Source organism: Actinomadura viridis (genome assembly GCF_015751755.1).
GTDB classification, from domain to species: domain Bacteria; phylum Actinomycetota; class Actinomycetes; order Streptosporangiales; family Streptosporangiaceae; genus Spirillospora; species Spirillospora viridis.
Map to the genome: position 1 here is coordinate 5318703 of NZ_JADOUA010000001.1, position 16540 is coordinate 5335242.

At 73.9% G+C, this 16540-nt stretch carries 14 protein-coding genes; 5 read left to right on the plus strand and 9 right to left on the minus strand.

Translation table 11 applies throughout. From position 1 onward, the window contains the following. Window positions 1–6: 6 nt before the first annotated feature. The 5 genes from IW256_RS24300 to IW256_RS24320 form a co-directional block, all read right to left on the minus strand. Window positions 7–954 carry a VWA domain-containing protein gene (locus tag IW256_RS24300; RefSeq protein ID WP_197013175.1) on the minus strand — a complete coding sequence of 316 codons (948 nt, stop codon included), beginning with the start codon at window positions 952–954 and terminating at the stop codon, window positions 7–9. Then, complete coding sequence (locus tag IW256_RS24305; protein WP_197013176.1) at window positions 951–1907, minus strand: DUF58 domain-containing protein; 957 nt, start codon at window positions 1905–1907, stop codon at window positions 951–953. Before IW256_RS24305 ends, IW256_RS24300 begins: the two co-directional genes overlap by 4 nt. Next, complete coding sequence (locus tag IW256_RS24310; RefSeq protein WP_197013177.1) at window positions 1904–2980, minus strand: AAA family ATPase; 1077 nt, start codon at window positions 2978–2980, stop codon at window positions 1904–1906. Before IW256_RS24310 ends, IW256_RS24305 begins: the two co-directional genes overlap by 4 nt. After that, window positions 2977–3228: a hypothetical protein gene (locus tag IW256_RS24315; RefSeq protein WP_197013178.1), complete on the minus strand. Its 252-nt coding sequence runs from the start codon at window positions 3226–3228 to the stop codon at window positions 2977–2979. Before IW256_RS24315 ends, IW256_RS24310 begins: the two co-directional genes overlap by 4 nt. Window positions 3229–3391: 163 nt before the next feature. Continuing rightward, window positions 3392–4432: a hypothetical protein gene (locus tag IW256_RS24320; protein ID WP_197013179.1), complete on the minus strand. Its 1041-nt coding sequence runs from the start codon at window positions 4430–4432 to the stop codon at window positions 3392–3394. Here IW256_RS24320 and IW256_RS42345 point away from each other — a divergent pair. Beyond that, window positions 4421–4546, plus strand: coding sequence for a hypothetical protein (locus IW256_RS42345; protein WP_269217943.1), 126 nt, complete (start codon window positions 4421–4423; stop codon window positions 4544–4546). The two genes, IW256_RS24320 and IW256_RS42345, sit on opposite strands and share 12 nt — an antisense overlap. A gap of 59 nt (window positions 4547–4605) precedes the next feature. Here IW256_RS42345 and eccCb read toward each other — a convergent pair whose 3' ends face one another. After that, window positions 4606–8049, minus strand: coding sequence for a type VII secretion protein EccCb (gene eccCb, locus IW256_RS24325; RefSeq protein ID WP_197013180.1), 3444 nt, complete (start codon window positions 8047–8049; stop codon window positions 4606–4608). Between the two features lie 340 nt (window positions 8050–8389). Here eccCb and IW256_RS24330 point away from each other — a divergent pair, with 340 nt between their 5' ends. After that, window positions 8390–9061 (plus strand): hypothetical protein, encoded by a 672-nt coding sequence (locus tag IW256_RS24330; protein ID WP_197013181.1) that lies wholly within the window; start codon window positions 8390–8392, stop codon window positions 9059–9061. A 112-nt stretch (window positions 9062–9173) separates the two neighbouring features. Then, a complete protein-coding gene (locus IW256_RS24335) occupies window positions 9174–9389 on the plus strand; it encodes a DUF5999 family protein (protein ID WP_197013182.1) in 216 nt (71 codons plus the stop codon). Between the two features lie 206 nt (window positions 9390–9595). On the opposite strand, the gene IW256_RS24340 is transcribed toward IW256_RS24335, so the two are convergent. Further along, window positions 9596–10285 carry a YdcF family protein gene (locus IW256_RS24340; RefSeq protein WP_197013183.1) on the minus strand — a complete coding sequence of 230 codons (690 nt, stop codon included), beginning with the start codon at window positions 10283–10285 and terminating at the stop codon, window positions 9596–9598. 200 nt (window positions 10286–10485) lie between these two features. Here IW256_RS24340 and IW256_RS41420 point away from each other — a divergent pair, with 200 nt between their 5' ends. Beyond that, window positions 10486–10623 carry a hypothetical protein gene (locus tag IW256_RS41420; RefSeq protein WP_231403908.1) on the plus strand — a complete coding sequence of 46 codons (138 nt, stop codon included), beginning with the start codon at window positions 10486–10488 and terminating at the stop codon, window positions 10621–10623. Between the two features lie 33 nt (window positions 10624–10656). Continuing rightward, window positions 10657–11556 carry a phosphorothioated DNA-binding restriction endonuclease gene (locus tag IW256_RS24350; protein WP_197013185.1) on the plus strand — a complete coding sequence of 300 codons (900 nt, stop codon included), beginning with the start codon at window positions 10657–10659 and terminating at the stop codon, window positions 11554–11556. Window positions 11557–11916: 360 nt separating this feature from the next. Here IW256_RS24350 and IW256_RS24355 read toward each other — a convergent pair whose 3' ends face one another. Next, window positions 11917–12702 carry an SGNH/GDSL hydrolase family protein gene (locus IW256_RS24355; protein ID WP_269217944.1) on the minus strand — a complete coding sequence of 262 codons (786 nt, stop codon included), beginning with the start codon at window positions 12700–12702 and terminating at the stop codon, window positions 11917–11919. Window positions 12703–12984: 282 nt separating this feature from the next. Next, a complete protein-coding gene (locus tag IW256_RS24360) occupies window positions 12985–16488 on the minus strand; it encodes a DUF4132 domain-containing protein (RefSeq protein WP_197013187.1) in 3504 nt (1167 codons plus the stop codon). Between the last annotated feature and the right edge of the window lie 52 nt (window positions 16489–16540).

A 16540-nucleotide genomic window follows, 5' to 3' on the forward strand; every position in this document is an offset into this window, starting at 1 on the left:
CACACCTCAGGGAAGCCGCGAGAACCACAGCAGCGAGGCCGCCGCGGTGACACAGGCCAGCAGCAGCCCGGCGCCGACGAACCAGGACCACACCTCGCGGCGCTCGGTGCGGTAGCCGACGCTGCTGCCGATGTCCTGGTAGACCTGGCGCAGTTCGGTACCGGAGGCCGCCTCGTAGAAGCGGCCTCCGGTGGACTGCGCGAGCCGTTCCAGGGCGGGGCCGTCCACCGGGACCGGGACCGCCACGCCGTTCTGGTAGAAGACCCCGTCGGGGGTGCCGTAGGCGATGGTCGAGACCGGGATGCGCGCCCGCGTCGCCCGTTCGGCGGCCTCCACGGGGGTGCGGCCCGCGGTGTTGGTGCCGTCCGACAGCAGCACGACCCGTCCGGGCGGGGCGCTCTCCCCGTACTGGGCGCCGAACGCGGCGATGGCCTCCAGCGAGGCGATGACGCCCTCGCCGATCGCGGTCCGCGGGCCCAGCGCCAGCCGGTCGATCCCGGTGCGCATCACCGCCCGGTCGGTGGTCGGCGGCACGGTGACCGTCGCCGTCCCGGAGAACGCGACCAGCCCGACGTTGAACCGCGCGGGCAGCCCGTCCAGGAACGCCCCGGCCGCCCGCTTGGCCGCCGCCAGCCGGTCGGGCCGGACGTCGGTGGCCTCCATCGAGTTGGACACGTCGACCGCCACCATGATCGTCGCCTGCTCGCGCGGCACCCGCACATCGGTGGCCGGACGCGCGAACCCGGTGACGAACAGCCCCGTCATCAGCAGGAACGCCGCCGCCGGCACGTGCCGCCGCCAGCCCGGCGTGACCGGCGCCACCTTCTCCAGGAGCGCCAGGTTGGTGAACCTGACCGCGTACCGGCCGCGCCGCATCTGCACGGCGACGTACGCGCCGGCGAGGACGAGCAGGGCGATCAGCAGGAGCAGGCGCCCGGGTGCCAGGAAGTTCATGCCGTCCCCCCTCCCGGGCGGGGGCCGGGGCCCGGGGCCGCGGTGGCGGCGCGGCGCTGCGCCACGACGTGCCCGACGAGGTCGCGGATCCAGTCGCGGTCGGTGCGCAGGCGCAGGTGGGCGGCGCCCGCCCCGCGGAGCGCGGCCCCGATCAGCGACCGCTGCCCGGCCGCCGCCTCCGCGTACCGGCGCCTCAGCCGCGGGTTCGCGGTGGAGATGTCCCGGCGCCGGCCCGTCTCCGGATCGACGACCGACAGCAGCCCGACGTCGGGCAGGGACAGCTCGCGCGGGTCGAGCACCTCGACCGCCAGCAGCTGGTGGCGGTGCCCCAGAGCCCGGAGCGGCCGTTCCCACGACTCCACCGGCTCCAGGAAGTCCGAGACGACCACGGCCAGCCCGCGCCGCCGGCCCGCCGTGCGGAGCATCAGCTCCGCCCCGGTGCCGAGCGAGGGGTGGCCGGCGGCTCCGGGCAGGGAACGCGGCACGTCCAGGAGCGAGCGCAGCAGGCCGAGCAGGTGGGCGCGGCCCGAGCGCGCCGGTACGTGCCGCATCCCGCCCCCGTGCAGGACCTGCGCGCCGATCCGGTTGCCCGTCCGCTCGGTGAGGAAGGCGACCGCGGCGACGGCGAAGACCGCCAGGTCCCGCTTCTCCACCCGCCCGGTGCCGAAGTCCATGCTCGCGGTGGCGTCGACCAGGGCCCAGGTCTCCAGCTCCCGGTCGGCGATCCGGTCCCGGACGTGCGGAACGGTGGTCCGCGCGGTGAGGTTCCAGTCCATCGCCCGCACGTCGTCCCCCGGCCGGTACTCCCTCCCCTCCGCCGCCTCCGTCCCCGGGCCCGGCAGGAGGCCGAGATGCTCGCCCTGCAGCAGCCCGTCCAGCCGCCGCACGATGGTCAGCTCCAGCCGCCGCAGCGCCTGGTCGGGCGCCAGGTCGCGCAGACCGGGAGAGGTCATGCCACGGCCTCCCCGGGCCCGCCGGCGTCCCGGCTCTGTTCGCCGTGGTGAGGGGCGGCTCCGCCGACGGCGGCGAGGGCGTTCCCCTCGTCGTCCTGGCTCGGCGCGATCCGCGGAGCCGGTACGGCCGGCACGATCCGGCCGACGATCGTCGCCGCGTCCACCCCGTCGGCCAGGGCGTCGAACGACGGCACCAGCCGGTGGGCCATGACGTCCACCGCCAGGTCCCGCACGTCGCCCGGCAGCACGTAGCCGCGCCCGCGCAGCAGCGCCAGCGCGCGGGCCGCGGCGACCAGCCCGAGCGTCGCCCGCGGCCCGGCCCCGTAGGCGATCAGCCGCGCCACATCCCCGGCCCCGTACGCCAGCGGGTCCCGGGTGGCGGCCACCAGCCGCACCGCGTACCGCGCCACCTCGTCGTGGACGAACACCAGCTCGGCCGACCGGCGCAGCGCGATCAGCCGCCCGGTGTCCAGCACCGGCGACGGCCTGGGCGGGTCCACGCTCATCCGGTACAGCACCGCCAGCTCCTGCGCCTCGGTCGGATACCCGACGTCGATCTTCAGCAGGAACCGGTCGCGCTGCGCCTCGGGGAGCTGGTAGACCCCCTCGGACTCGATGGGGTTCTGGGTGGCCAGCACCATGAACGGCGCGGGCACCGGATGGCTGCGGCCGCCGATGCTGACCTGCCCCTCGGCCATGACCTCCAGCAGCGCCGACTGGACCTTGGCGGGCGCCCGGTTGATCTCGTCGGCCAGCACCACGTTGGCCATCACCGGGCCGAGCTCGATGTCGAAGCCCTCGGTGGAGGGCCGGTAGATGCGGGTCCCCACGATGTCGGAGGGCACCAGGTCCGGGGTGAACTGGACCCGCGCGAACGACCCGCCGACCACGGTGGCCAGCGTCTCCGCGGCGAGCGTCTTGGCCACCCCCGGCACGCCTTCCAGCAGGCAGTGCCCTCCGGCCAGGACCGCGACCAGCATCCGCTCGAGCACGCGGTCCTGGCCGACGATGATCCGTTTCATCTCGAACAGGGCCCGCTCGGCGAGCGCGCCGGCGTCCCCGGACGGTGTCATCGGCTCTCCGCCGCCTGGACGGTCGCCTTGGAGTCCGGGTCGCGGCCGGGGCAGTCCTTGCCGGGCGTGGACGCGGCCCATCCGGAGCCGGAGGTGGCCGCGGGGGCGTCCCGGTGGCCGCTGACGATCTGCAGTTCGGTCCGCCCGCCGCCGGGATCGGCCAGTGCCGCCCCGCCCATCCCGAGCGCCGCGGCCCCGGCCGCCCCCGCCACCGCGACGGCGATCCTGGTACGTCCGCTGAGAGCCATGCTCCTCAATCCCTCCGTCTGGTCGTGCCGGCCGGCACGCCGGTCCCGTGCCCGCCGTCCCGGGCGTCCGGGACGGCAAGCACGATCAGATCAGGCAGGAGCGAAAGCGAACCTAAGGATCAGTGGGCGAGGCGTGCGCCGGACGCCCGGCCTCCGTCGTCGCTCATGCTCCCGTTTCCGCGGGAGGCAGCCATCGCAGGATTCTCGTCCGCGGCCCGATGCGCTGATGGAAGATGCCGTTGGCGATGACGATCGGCTCGCGGCGCCCGGCTCCGGGCAGCTCGAGAAAATCGAGCCACCGGCCGGTCCGGAGGTCCAGGAAGAGCAGCCCGACGGTTTGCCAGTCCCAGCCGTCCGCTGTTCGTCGCTCCTCGTCGACCGCCACGGCCAGCAGCCGGCCCCTGGTGAACACGGGGCCGTTCAGGCCGGCCTTCAGGTCGCCGGTGCTCAGCGCGCGCGACCGGGCGGCGAACCCCGGGAGTGGTCCGCCGTCGCCGGCTCGGAGGAGCCGGTGGCCGCTGCCGAGGCACCGTGCGCCTGCCTCAGGAACATGCCGGCGGAAGGCCGACAGCGACTCGTCGGAGTCGAGCACCACCAGTTCACCGGACGCCGGCAACGCGAGTCCCATCACCCGTTCGCCGGGAACGGCGTCCGCAAACGACGCCTGCCCGGGCACGGCCCCGGACAGCCGCAGCCGATCCCCCACCACCTCGGCGACGGCGAGGAGCAGGGTGTCGTCGCCGGAGCACGTCGCGAAAGCGACCGCGGTCGACGGTGCCGCCGCGCAGCCGACCTCCACCCCCTCCCCCCAGTTCTCGAGCGAGGCACCCGTGGCGCTCTCCAGGGCCGGGACGCCATCGACGCGCGCCAGGGTCACCGCGTCGAGCAGGTGCAACCGGGCAGGGCCTCCAGGCGGCGCCTCGCCGAAGAGCAGATACGAGCCATCGGCGGTGAACTGGAGCCAGCCACGCTGCGCCCAGCCGGAGTCCTGGGGCGCGCACGGGCCTTCCGCCACCGCCCGACCCGGCCCGCCATCTGGCGGCCGTCGTACCGTGCCGTCGGACCGCCGCAACTCGACCGTCAGGTCCCCACCGAGCACGGCGACGCTCTTCCCGCCGGGGTGCACGGCGAGATGGTGGAACGGCCCGGTCAGCGTGCAGGACATCATCGGGCTGAGCGCGGCGCCGGCGTCATGGACCGTCACGACGTCACCTCGCGCGACCGCCACATAGCGCCCGCCCGGGTCGACCTCGACAACCCGTCCGGCCACGTGCCCGGCTTCGACGACGGCACCCGGCACCGGCACCGGCGGCCATGAGCGGATCCTGCATCGGCTTGTTCCACCTCAGGGGAGAAGGGGGCGTCCGCGGCGGGGGCTTAGGCGGGGGGCGGCTCGTGCAGGGGTGTCCGGACGAGGCGGGTCCCGTGCTTCGGGTGGACGTGGCGGGCGCGGCCGGGTGGCAACGGCTCCGCGGGTCCCCCCGCCCCCGGGGTTCCCGCGCTCGCGGCGCCCCCCATCAGCAGGCACGGGGTACCGGTGTCCCGGAGCGCGCGGAGGACCTCGTTGCCCAGTTTCCGGGTCGCGCCGCTCACCGTCCGGGCCAGGATGAGGTGAAGGCCGATCTCGCGGGCGCGGGGCAGCAGGTCCGCCAGGGGCCGCAACGGGTCGCTGTGAGCGGCGGCCCGCTGGTGGTCATCGACGATCACGTACAGCTCGGCACCCGTCCACGAGGCGGTGCCGCCCGGGGCGCCGGACGGCGGCAGCCGCCTGCTCAGGGACGCCTGGATGTCGGCGGCCAGGGACGCCGCGCTCGACGCGTGGACGGCGTAGCCGATCTGGTGCTCGGTGTCGGCGACCTCCAGCAGGGAGTGGCCGAAGTCGATGAAGACGATCCTGGCCCGTGCCGGTTCATGGCGGCGGGTGATGGTGGAGGCCAGGTGGCGCAGCAGGTTCGACTTGCCGCACCCGGCGTCGCCGAGGACGAGCAGGTGCGGGTCGGCGGCGAAGTCCGCGTACACCGGGGCCTGCGAATCCTCGTCGACGCCGATCTGGATCGGCACCCCCGCCTCCTCCGGGCCGGGCGGTTCGGGGACGGCCGCCCGGCCGGACGGCGTCCGCGCCGGGGGCGCCGCCCGCTCGTTCCACGCCTCGGCGACCCGGTCGGCCAGCCTGCCGAGGCCCTCGCCGGGCGGGCACGAGGCGTCCAGGACGGGCAGGGCGGTGAGGAAGTGGAAGCCGTCGCCGGTCAGGCCGCGGCCGGGACGGTCGTAGGGGACGTCCTTCGCGCGCTTGGCCCCGAGCCGGGAACCGGCGGGGTCGGCGAGCCTCAGCTCCAGCCTCGTCCCGAGCAGGTCGCGGACCTCAGGAGGGAAATCCACCCAGTCGCCGGAGGCCGTGACAAGGTGGACGCCGTACCGCAGGCCCCGCTCCGCCAGGTCCGTGACGGCGCCCTCCAGCGAGGGGAACCCGGCGCGGAAGGCCGGCCAGTCGTCCACGACCAGGAACACCTCGCTCCGGCCGTCTTCCCCGCCCGCGCCGTGCCCGTCGTGTGCCTGGGCGTCGTGTCCCCGGGCGTCGTGTCCCTGGGCGTCGTGTCCCTGGGCGTCGTGTGCGTCGCGGTAGGCGGCCATGTCGCCGACGGACAGCTCCGCGAACTCACGTTCGCGGCGTTCGAGCAGCGCGGTGATCCCCGTGACCGTCCGGCGGACCTCCTCAGGGGCCGAACGTCCTGCGACCCCGGCGACGTGCGGGAGGCCGCCCAGCGCCGCCAGGGCACCACCGCCACCGCCGTCCCCGCCGAGGTCCAGGACATGGAACCGGACCTCTTCGGGGGTGTGGGTGAGCGCCAGCGACGCCACGACCGTCGCTATCGCGGTGGACCTGCCGCTGCCCTGGGCGCCCACGACCGCGACGTGCCCGCCGGGCCCCGACAGGTCCAGCCAGTACGGATCGCGGCGGTGGTAGAAGGGGCGGTCCACGATCCCGGCGACGGCCGTCAGGCGGCCCCGGTGCTCCCAGCCGGCCGTGGTGAGGCCGTGCTCGGGGGTGACCTCCAGGGGCGGCAGCAACTCGGCCAGCGACGGCGGCGCCTCCAGCGGCGGCTGCCAGATCCCCAGCGCCTCCGTCCCGTGCCCGGCCAGCCGCCGCACGATGACCTCGTGCAGGCTCTCGGGAGCGGCCGGAGCGGCGGGGTCGCCGGGGTCGCCCGCGGGCTCCCGCGGCATCGGCTCCGACGCGTACGCGGCCCGGAACCAGAGGGGCGGTTCGGTGCCCCGCCTGAGGAATCCGTGCCCGGCACCGGGAGGCAGCTCGTACGCGTCCGGAACGCCCAGCACGGCCTGCGACTCCGCCGCGGACCGGGTCCGCAGGACGATCCTCTGGCCGATGCGTTCGTTCAGGCCGCGCATCCTGCTCTCCTCGTAGCGCTGCGAGGAGAGCAGGAGGTGCACGCCGAGCGCCGCGCCGTGCCGTCCGATCGACGCGAACAGCTCGCCGAACTCCGGCTTGACCGCGAGCAGCTCGGAGAACTCGTCGACGACGATCAGCAGAGCCGGGCCGGGCGGGGTGCCGGCGCCCTCCTCGCGCCCCCTCTGGGAGCCGTGGAGAGAGGTCAGGTCACCCGCGGGCCGCAGCGCCTGCTGCCTGCGCATCAGCTCTCCCGACAGCGCCTCGTACATGCGCTCCGGACGCGAGAGGTCGTCGAAGAGCGTCACGTGCGCGGACACATGAGGGAGCCGTTCCATCCCGGCGAACGTGGCCGAGCCCATGTGCTCCAGCAGGAGGACGTTCAGCGCCTCGGGCGGATGGGTCACCGCCAGTCCCAGCACGATCGAGCGCAGCAGTTCCGACTTGCCCGAGCCGGTGGCCCCGATGATCATGCCGTGCGGGCCGTGGCCGGAACCCGCCAGGTCCAGCTCGACCGGGCGGCCCTCGGCGTCCAGCCCGATCGGCACCCGCAGCCGCTCGCGCTCGACCGCCCACGTCCGCTCCGGGTCCAGCTCGCGCGGGTTCTCGACGCCCAGCAGGCCGGTCAGGGACGGCGGCCCGCCCGCCAGGGTCCGTTCCCGCCGGGCGGTGGTCGGGCTCGCCTCGGCGGTGGTCAGGCTCGCCTTGAGCGCCTCGTTCTCGGCCCGGAGCCGGTCCTCCTCGGCGGCGCGGTGCGCGACGGCACGGTCGACGGCCTCGTCCAGGAGGGCGCGGGCGTCGCGCCGGGCCTGGTCCAGGATCGCCGCGGCCTGCCCGCGCAGCTCGTCCAGCAGCTCGGCCCGGAGCTCGGCCCGGAGCTCGTCGCGGACGCGGGAGATCATCGCCTCGAGCCGCCCGTCGCCCGCGAGCCTCGCGGCGTCGTTGACGGTGACGCTGAGGTCCGGCGGACCGGCCGCGGGGGGCTGGGCGGGCGGGACGGGCGGGACGCCCGGCGCCCCCGGAACGGTCCCGTCCGGAAACGGAACGGTCCGATCAGGGAGCGGAACGGCCGAGGCGCCCGGAACGACCGGAACGGCCGGGCGGACCTCGGGGGCGGTCAGGCCGCCCGAGTCCAGGCGGCGGCAGGCCGCCAGCCAGGGTCCCGACCGCCCGTCCGGCACGCCGCACGCCCGCAGGAACGCCACCAGCCCGGGCTCGCCCGGGAACCGGCGGCCGGCGAACATGCCGGAGAGGACCTCCTCCGCCAGCCCGCTGCCCGCCTCCAGCTCGCGCAGCGACCGTCCGGCCCGGTGCCGCAGCTCCAGCAGCAGCGCGCCCAGCCGCGGTCCGGTGGAGGCCGCCGCAAGGGCGGCCTCCAGGTCGTCGACGCGCGGCCCACCCGCCTTCTCGTCCAACGCAGCCCCTGTCCGGGAATCCCAGGGTCCGGGAGCCCTCCCGGAACCGTCCGTCACCGCCCGACAGCGTAGAGGGCGCAACGATCATGGACGGCCCGGTCCGGCCGAACGAGGAGACCAATCCCACATCGGCCCGGCCGCGAGCCCCCTCGGACGGCCTCCGAACGCGCCCGAGGGCCGTCCAGGCCGGGGTTTCGGGCATCCTCAACGTCCGCATCGCAACGAAGATTCTTTTCTGATCGACTTTTCCGTAAAGGGGCTTTCTTGTAGCGTGCCCAGCGTTTTGTGAAGTGAATTCATGATCGCTCTCAACGCGGCAAGATCATGAAAGGACGCCACGATGGCCACGGCGACAGGCTTGGCCGCCACCGTGCTCTTGAGCCTGCTCGCACTGCTGGCCAGAGCCCGGCGCGGTACCGGCCGTTCCCCCCAGCCGGTGACCGGCACCGCCGTCTCCCCCGACCATGCCCCCGCGGAAACGCCGGGGGCCTCGGCGGAGACGCCCGTGAGCGACCCGGCCGGCCCTCCCGGGGAGGCGCACCCCGAGTCGCTGACCGCGGTGCTCGACTCCACCTCCGAGGAGTACCTCGCCTGGCTCGCCGACCACCACTGGCCGGCCGACGAGTACCTCGACCTGGAACTGGAGTGGCGGAACGAGTTCGCCTCGACCGAGCTTCCCGGGCCCCCCGCCGGAACGGAGCCCCGGTTCCCGGTGCTGCGGGACTTCGCCGATCACGGCGACCTCCTCGACTGCTCCCAGCCGTACCAGACTCCGCTGTGCCCCCAGTGCCGGCTGCGCCGCGAGGACGTCTGGCCGTGCCCCAAGTGCGGCAGGCTGCTGCACTCCACCTGCGGCCACGGGATGCGGCGCCGTCGCCCGGCCCACCCGTACCGCACCCGGGCCACCGATCCGGAGGCCGTCACCGCCGAATGGATCTGCACGGGCTGCCGATCCATCGTCGGGCTGGACGTGGATCATGACGACGAGGCGGACGACGATCTCCTGAGATGAGGAGATCTACACGTCCCATCAGGTAAAAAATTCGCCATATACTTGCATATTTCGGCCGACCGTAGGCAAACTTCACTATGTCCTAAATTAGGACCCAGTGGAGGTACGACCCATGTCCGCCCGACGACACACCCCGACCTGTGCCCACCAGCCGGCCTGCCCCACACCGGACGGCCTGGACCGGGAGGCGGCCCGCATCGTGGCCACCCACCCCGAGCAGGGATGGAGCCTCCTCTGCAACGGCATCGTCCTGTTCGACGACACCGGCGAGCTGCTGCCCGACGGCCGCATCATCGCCCCGCACCGCCCGCACCCCGCGCCGGCCTGAGCCCCGGCGGGCCCGGGCCGAGCCCGGCCCTCTCCCCCGACCCCGTTCCTGAGGCGCGCCGCTCCGCGGGACCTTGACCTTGTCCATGCCGCCCCGCCCCTGTCGAGGGGCGGCATCGGACCCGGTCAGGCCGCCGCACCGCGGTGGGCGTCCCGCTTCATGCGAACACTACGAGCCGGGTACGACATTCCTGCGCGGCCCGCCGTTCAGCGGATCAGATGGCGGTCGTAGCCCAGCTCGGCCAGCCGCAGGTGCGCCGCCCAGGCCGCCTCCGGAACGGGCATCGGCACCTGGAAGCCCCGCTCCGCGTACACCACCATGCGCCGCAGGTCTCCGACCATGAGTTCCAGGAACCGCCGCGCGTCCTCCCCCAGGTACGTCTCGTAGCCGATCTCCGGCGCGGACGCCAGCCACTCCACCTCGGGCCAGCGGAGGCGGGCCGTCGCCAGTGATCGCCGGGTCATGTACGGCTTGGCGACGAGGATCCCGCGGCGTACGGGCGTTCCGCGCGCGGCGAGCAGGCTCCTGGTGGCGGTGATGTTCTCGCCCGTGTTGGCCGCCGTCTCCTCCAGCAGCAGCGCCTCTGCGGGAACGCCGTGTTCGCGCGCGACCCGCGCGAAGACCTGCGCCTCGGTCTCCTCCCACCCCGCGGTGATCTTGCCTCGGCCGCCCGACACCACGACCAGGGGCGCCCATCCCTCGTGCCACAGCCGGGCCGCGTGGACCGCGACGCGAACGTCGTGGCATCCCATGGCCAGGATCACCTCGCCCGGCGCCAAGGGCGTCACCAGTACCAGGTGGTCCCAAACGAGCCGTCCCAGCTCGCGCACCTCCGGCCAAGGGGGAGAAAACTTCCCGGCATCACTCTCCCCCGCGTACGGCATGTCGTCGCCCATCCGAAACATCCGGCTAGTAGCTTTCAACTACTTTGCTCCTTACGAAAGGCTCTTACGGAAGGCAGCGTGGTGTGATCACGGCCCTCGTCCTCGCCTCCCTGACCGGCCTGCTCCTTCTGAGCCTGCCACGGGGGCCCCGTCGCGCGCCCGAACCGGGGCCGCCGGCGGACGCGCCCCGGCCCTGCGCGTACCCCGAATCCATGACGGCCGAACTGGAGCCCTGGGAGGAGGAGTACCTCGCCTTCCTGGCCGACGACCTGTGGCCGGACGACGAGTATCTCGACCTGGAGCACCGCATCGACCACGAAGGTGACGGCGAGGGCGGCACCGGCCGGTGACGCCCGGCCCGCTCCGGGCCCTATCCTCGCCTCGTGGACTGGGTGGAGCGGGTGACGGGCATCCGGCAGTACTCCCGCGGCGGTGAACGCGCCCCGCACAAGCCGCTGCTTCTCCTGCTCGCCCTGGGACGCTTCCAGCACGACGGCGGCGCCCCCATCCCCTTCTCCGCCGCGGAGGAACCTCTGCGGCGGCTCCTCAGGGAGTTCGGGCCGCCGCGCGCCACCAGCCCGGGCTACCCGTTCCACCACCTCGCCAACGACGACGCGATCTGGGTCGTCGACACCCCCGGCGGCACCGGCAGCCCCGGACCCGACCTGCGCAGCCTGCGTTCACCCGGCGTCCAGGGCCGGCTGCACCCCGATCTCGCCGCGGCCCTGGCCGGCGACCCCGGGCTCCTGGCCCGGCTGGCCCGGACCCTCCTGGAGGTCAACTTCGAGCCGTCCCTGCACGCGGAGATCTGCCAGGAGGTCGGCCTGGACCTGGAGGGCGCGCCCCTTCCCGCCTCCGCCGAGGAACTCCTCCCGCCCCGCGACCCGGCCTTCCGCATGGAGGTCCTGGAAGCGTACGAGTACTGCTGCGCCTTCTGCGGGTACGAGGGCTGGCTGAACGGCATGGCGGTGGGCCTGGACGCGGCCCATCTCCGCTGGAGGGCCTATGGCGGCCCGGACCACGTCGTCAACGGGCTGTGCCTCTGCTCCCTGCACCACCGCCTGCTCGACCGCGGAGTGCTGGGGATGACCCGGGACCGTACGATCACCGTCTCGCGCAAGTTCGTGGGGCGCACCTCCACGACCACGGCCCTCGTGCACGACCTCTCCGGACGTCCCGTACGCGAACCCCAGCCGGGTCTGCCGTCCCTCGAACCGAGCCACATCGACTGGCACACGGCCCAGGTCTTCCGTTCTCCCGCCCGCGCCCCGAGCGCCGCCTGAAGGCCGGTCCGTTTTCCCGCGCCGCCGAGACCAATTCACAATTACGGGCGATCAGCACCGCGGCGCCCGGTCCTTCCCAGGGACGTACGCCGGAATGGGCACCGGAGATCGACCTTCCACGCGCGGATTCCCGCACGGATTGCCGCACGCACTTCCCGGCCTCGAATACGCCGAGACGCCGGAAGGGCCCGGGGTGACGTGCCTGCCGGTTCGGCGGCGGCGTCACTCCGCGGGCCCCTCCGGCGCCAGGAACCGACGGCGTCAAGGACGGACGGCGTCAGGGGGGTCGGGCGGATCGCGCCAGGGTCGGTGCACCAGGGGGCAGTGCGCCAGGTCGGTGCACAGGGGCAGTGCGCCGGGTCAGCCGGCCTTGCGCAGGGCCAGGGAGCGGTTCGCGGCCGAGTTGAGGCCGGGCAGGTAGCCGTTGGCCTGGCCGCGGGCAGTCGGGTGGTAGGAGTCGCCGATCGGATAGGTCAGCGAGTGGAGCCAGTCGTGTCCCGAGCACAGCTCGTGCCCGTTGAACTCGTCCCGCACGTCGGAGAACACGAACCCGGCACGCGAGACGGCACCGCTGACGGAGGTGTTCAGCGTGTCGGCGGCCCGGTTGAGCACGGCGCGCTTGGTCTGGTTGAGGCCCACGCATCCGGAGCTGTTCGGGATGTAGAGGCGCGGATAGCCGAGCACGACGACGCGCGCCGAGGGGGACTTGGAGCGGATCGATCCGTAGAGCGAGTCGAGCCGGCCGGGGAGCGTGTTCCGCATGAAGGTCTCGGCGTTGGCCACCGCGGTCTCGCAGGAGGAGGTCGACTGCAGCACGCAGGTCTCCATCACCTTCGCGAACCCGGCGTCGTTGCCGCCCACGGTGATGCTGACGAACGAGGTGGAGCTGCTCAGCGCGCCCAGCTGCCCGCTGGCCACCGACGAGGTGGTGGCGCCGGAGCAGGCGGCGAAGTTGAACGAGGCGGGCGAGTTGGCCGCCGCCCACAGCTTGGGATAGGCGTTGGCGCTGCGCTTGCAGTTGCCGCTCGCGGGGTCGTAGCTGCCCGCCCCCGTTCCCGAGGAGTACGAATCGCCCAGCGCGACGTAGTTGGTGGCGGCGGCGGACGCGGGTCCGGCGGCGGCGAGGGAGCCTGCGGTGATCGTCAACGCACCGAGTGTGATCGCGCAAAGGCGGGAGGCGTACATGCGGTACTCCGTGGGGATGGGGCCATTCGTGTCGCCTCGCTCATACCCATTACGACAATTTCCGAAGCCACCGCTTGATCAGCTTTTTTTGTCACATTTCGCCATTGAAGATACTTTTATTTCCCCTCCCTGCTGATCAGCCGGATCCACTCCTGTTCTCCTCCCGGAGAGCACGCGTGGACCCGTGCCCGCCCCGGCGCCGGCGGCCGGGGCGGGCACGGTCGTCCCGCCGCCGTCAGCGGCTCAGGAGTCGCCGCCCGCCGCGGTCATCCTGGTGAGTTCCACGATCACCTCGGAGACGTCCACGGGGTCGAGGTCGCCGAAGCGGTGCGTCCCCTCCGCCCCCTCCCGGTACGGGCCGGGCTCGTCGGCGAGCCACACGGCGGTGAGCCGCTGCTCGGGGTAGTCGCCCATGTACCCGCCCACGCCGAGGCCGGGGTTCAGGCCCGCCACGACGTACCGGCCCCCGGTGACCTTCCGGGCGATCCACCCGTCGGCGCGGCGCCCCTCGGTGCCGTCCCCCCAGAGGTCCTGCGACATCCCCTTCGCCTTGCCGTACGACGCGACGGCCCCCTCGAACCGGCGCAGCCGGCCGGAGGCCCGCTCCTCCTCGGTGAGGACGTGGAGGGGACGGCCGAGCTGCTGGAACGGCTGGAGGATCTCGTAGTCGGCGAACAGCTCCGACCAGGCGCCCAGGTCGTCCCCGAGGTGCAGCGGATGGGCGACGCGGATCCGCGCCGTCTCCGCCGGGGTGAACTCGTCGTCGGCGGCGTCGGCGAAGGTGCGGTCCTCGCTGAGGCGGAACGCCGTCACGCGGCCGTCCTCCTCGGCGAGCCAGACCAGCCGCCGTGCGATGTGCCACATCAGCCCGTGGCCGACGAGGTACGTGCGGAACTCCTCCAGGGACCGGCTCCGTCCGGTCGTCATGGCCCGTTCGAGCCGGCGGATCTCCCGGTCGGCGATCGCGCGGACCTCCTTCCTGAGGTCGGAGAAGCGCCGCTTGGCGGCGGGCGCCAGCGCGGGGTCGTCACCGGCGGCGGGTTTGGGCAGGTCCTTGCGGATCTTGCCGTCCTCCTGGACCACGTACGGCCTCAGCTGCTCGTCGAACCCCACCCGGAACCGCCGCGGCCCGTAGTCGAGGACCATGCCGCCCTCGGCGTCCAGGCCGAAGTCGGGGACGGCACGGTCGGCGAGCTGGTCGGTGGTCAGTTCCAGCGCGGCGGCGATCTCTTCGATCTTCTCCTGCGCCCGTGCCCTGAGCCCCTTGAACTTCATCGTGCGGGCGATGCCGTGCAGGTGCAGCAGGGCGACGTCGCTGCCGATGGCGGCGAGGACGTCCAGGCCGGCGGCGGCCCGGGCGCTGGCGCTCTCCCCCGGCCATGCCTTGATCAAGGGGGTGAGCCGCCGCACCGTGTCGTCGTCGCCGATCAGGCCGAGCTGGGTGAGCGCCCAGCCGTCCTTGCCGGGGGCGCCGCTCGCCAGCCACCGCTGGAGCACCGCCCAGCCGAAACCGGCCAGCGACCCGGGGTCGCACGCCTCGCGCACAACCTCCAGCCCCGGGTAGGGCGGCTCCCCGGGCTTGGACATCGCCAGGATCGTCAGGACATGACCGGTGGCGGCGGCCGGGAGGGCGCGGTCGCGGCCCCGCAGCAGCGGCTGCGGGAGCATGGCGGGGTCCGCCCAGGCGGCGATCTTGGGCATCCGGGCCGGCAGGACCTCCAGCGGATCGGTCGCCAGCAGCGTCGCGATCTCCTTGGCGGCCTCGTCGCCGTACGCGGCCGCCGCCTCGACGATCGGCTCGGGGCCGTGCGCGGCGGCGAGGTGGAGCAGCGCGCCCTCGGCGGCGCGCCGTTCCGTGCCCGCCCTGCCCAGCGCGGCGGGCAGGAGCAGCGGCACGGCGGCCAGGCCGTGCCGCCCGAACCAGGCGCGGGCGTGCCGCCGGCCGGTCTTGAGGCGCGCGAGCCAGTCGGCCATCACCTGGGCGACCTCGGCGTCCAGGAACGGCAGCAGCACGCCCCCGTGCGCGGCGGGTACGTGCCTGGCGACGCGCAGCGCGATCGGGAGGGCGTCGAGCCCGAACCTGGCGATCATGCGCGGCAGCCACTGCTCGGCCAGCCACACGTCGTCGGTGTTCCACTCGGCCAGCAGCGGGCGGACCAGCTCGTCGGCGCCTTTGAGGAGGAGGCCGACCATGCCGCTGGTCTCCAGCTTCCCCTCCCGGTACAGGCGGGCCTCCCCGTCCCAGTCGTGGCTCTGCTCCTTCTCCGGGGGCCAGGGGTACGCGCCGGCGTACCAGCATTCGGTCTCGGCCCACCGGTCCCGCTCGCCCGGCTCCCAGACCAGGCGGCGGTCGGCGGGGACGGTGAGCCCCTCGATGACCAGCGGCCTGCGCCTCGGCCTCGGCCGCGTCCACGGCGGGTCGGCCAGCAGCGCCGGGAGGTCGTCGGGGGCGGCCTCCTCGATCCGTTCGAGGGAGGCGAGGACCGGTGTCAGGGCGGCGCGGACCTCGGCGGGCACCGTTTCCAGCAGGGCGGGATCGGACACCAGCAGCCCGGTCAGCACGGTCCCGGCGAAGTCGGCGGCCGGGGAGGCGCCGGTGGCGACCGGGGACAGGAGCCGGACGGCCTGGCCGGGCCGGCGTCCCGCCGCCTCCACCACCCTGGCCCGGACCTGCCGGTGTCCGAGCCGGTCGACCATCGCCTGGAACGCCTCGTCGGCCGGGATCAGGGAGAGCGCCTCCACCGCCGTCTTCCAGACGCCGGACTCGGGCGAGTATTCGTCCAGGATCCGGTTCAGGAACGGGACGGTCTCCGCGCCCAGAGCGTCCAGCAGGGTCCCGATGACGTCCCGCTGCCCGCCGGCGTCCCAGCCCCAGCGGTAGTTCGGCTTCCCGAAGAGGTCGAGGTGCCTGCGGTCACTCGCCGAGCACAGGAGGAACCTCTCCATGGTGCCGTCCCCGAGAAGTTCCTGGCTCGCGCAGCAGTCGTCCAGCCAGTCCGGGCGGGTGGGAACCAGATAGGCCGCGATCGCCATCTGGTAGGGGGTGCGGCGGTGCTCCGCCAGCCGCTTCACCGCCTCCTCGTACTCCCGGTCGTCCGCGTGCACGAGGAACGTGCGGAGCCGGCGGAGGAGGGCGACCTGGACCCAGAGCCGGTGAGAGCCCCTGAGGTTGTCGGTGAAGGTGACCGGGACGCCCGTCCCCGTCTTCTCCCTGGCTGCGCTCAAGGCGATGTCGACGGCGCTCCTGGGCGGACCCCCGGCGGGGGTGCCGGACCTGGAGCGCCGCGCGCGGGAGCGGGCGATGGCCGCGCGCACCGAGGGCGGGAGGGTGACGTCGACGCGGCCGAGCTCGGTGAACGCGGTGGCGGCGAAGGCGGGGCCGTGCTCGGCGAGCCACAGCTCCGCGAACGCGGGGAGCCGGTCGTCCTCCCCGAGCCAGGCCGTGGCAGCGATGATCGCCGCCACGGCGGCGGCCCCCAGCGGGTCCGGCGTCCCGCCCAGATGCGCCCGGGCCCTCGCGGTGATCTCCGGCTCGGTCGCGGGGGCGCCGAGCATCGCGTCGATGACCTCCCGGTGCCTCTGGACGGCCGTCCGCGCGGAACCGGCCGATGCCTCGTCGACGTCGAGGGGCGGCACGCTCAGCCCGCCGCGCCTCGGATGCAGCTCCCGCAGCCACGGGTCGGGGAGAGCGAGAACGTCGTCCTCGTGTCCTGCGGGGGCCTCTGCCTCGTCGTGTGAGAGTCGCATCGCTTTCCTTGCAGAGAGTCGGGAGGAAGGGAGGGTCGGATGGGGGTGGCCC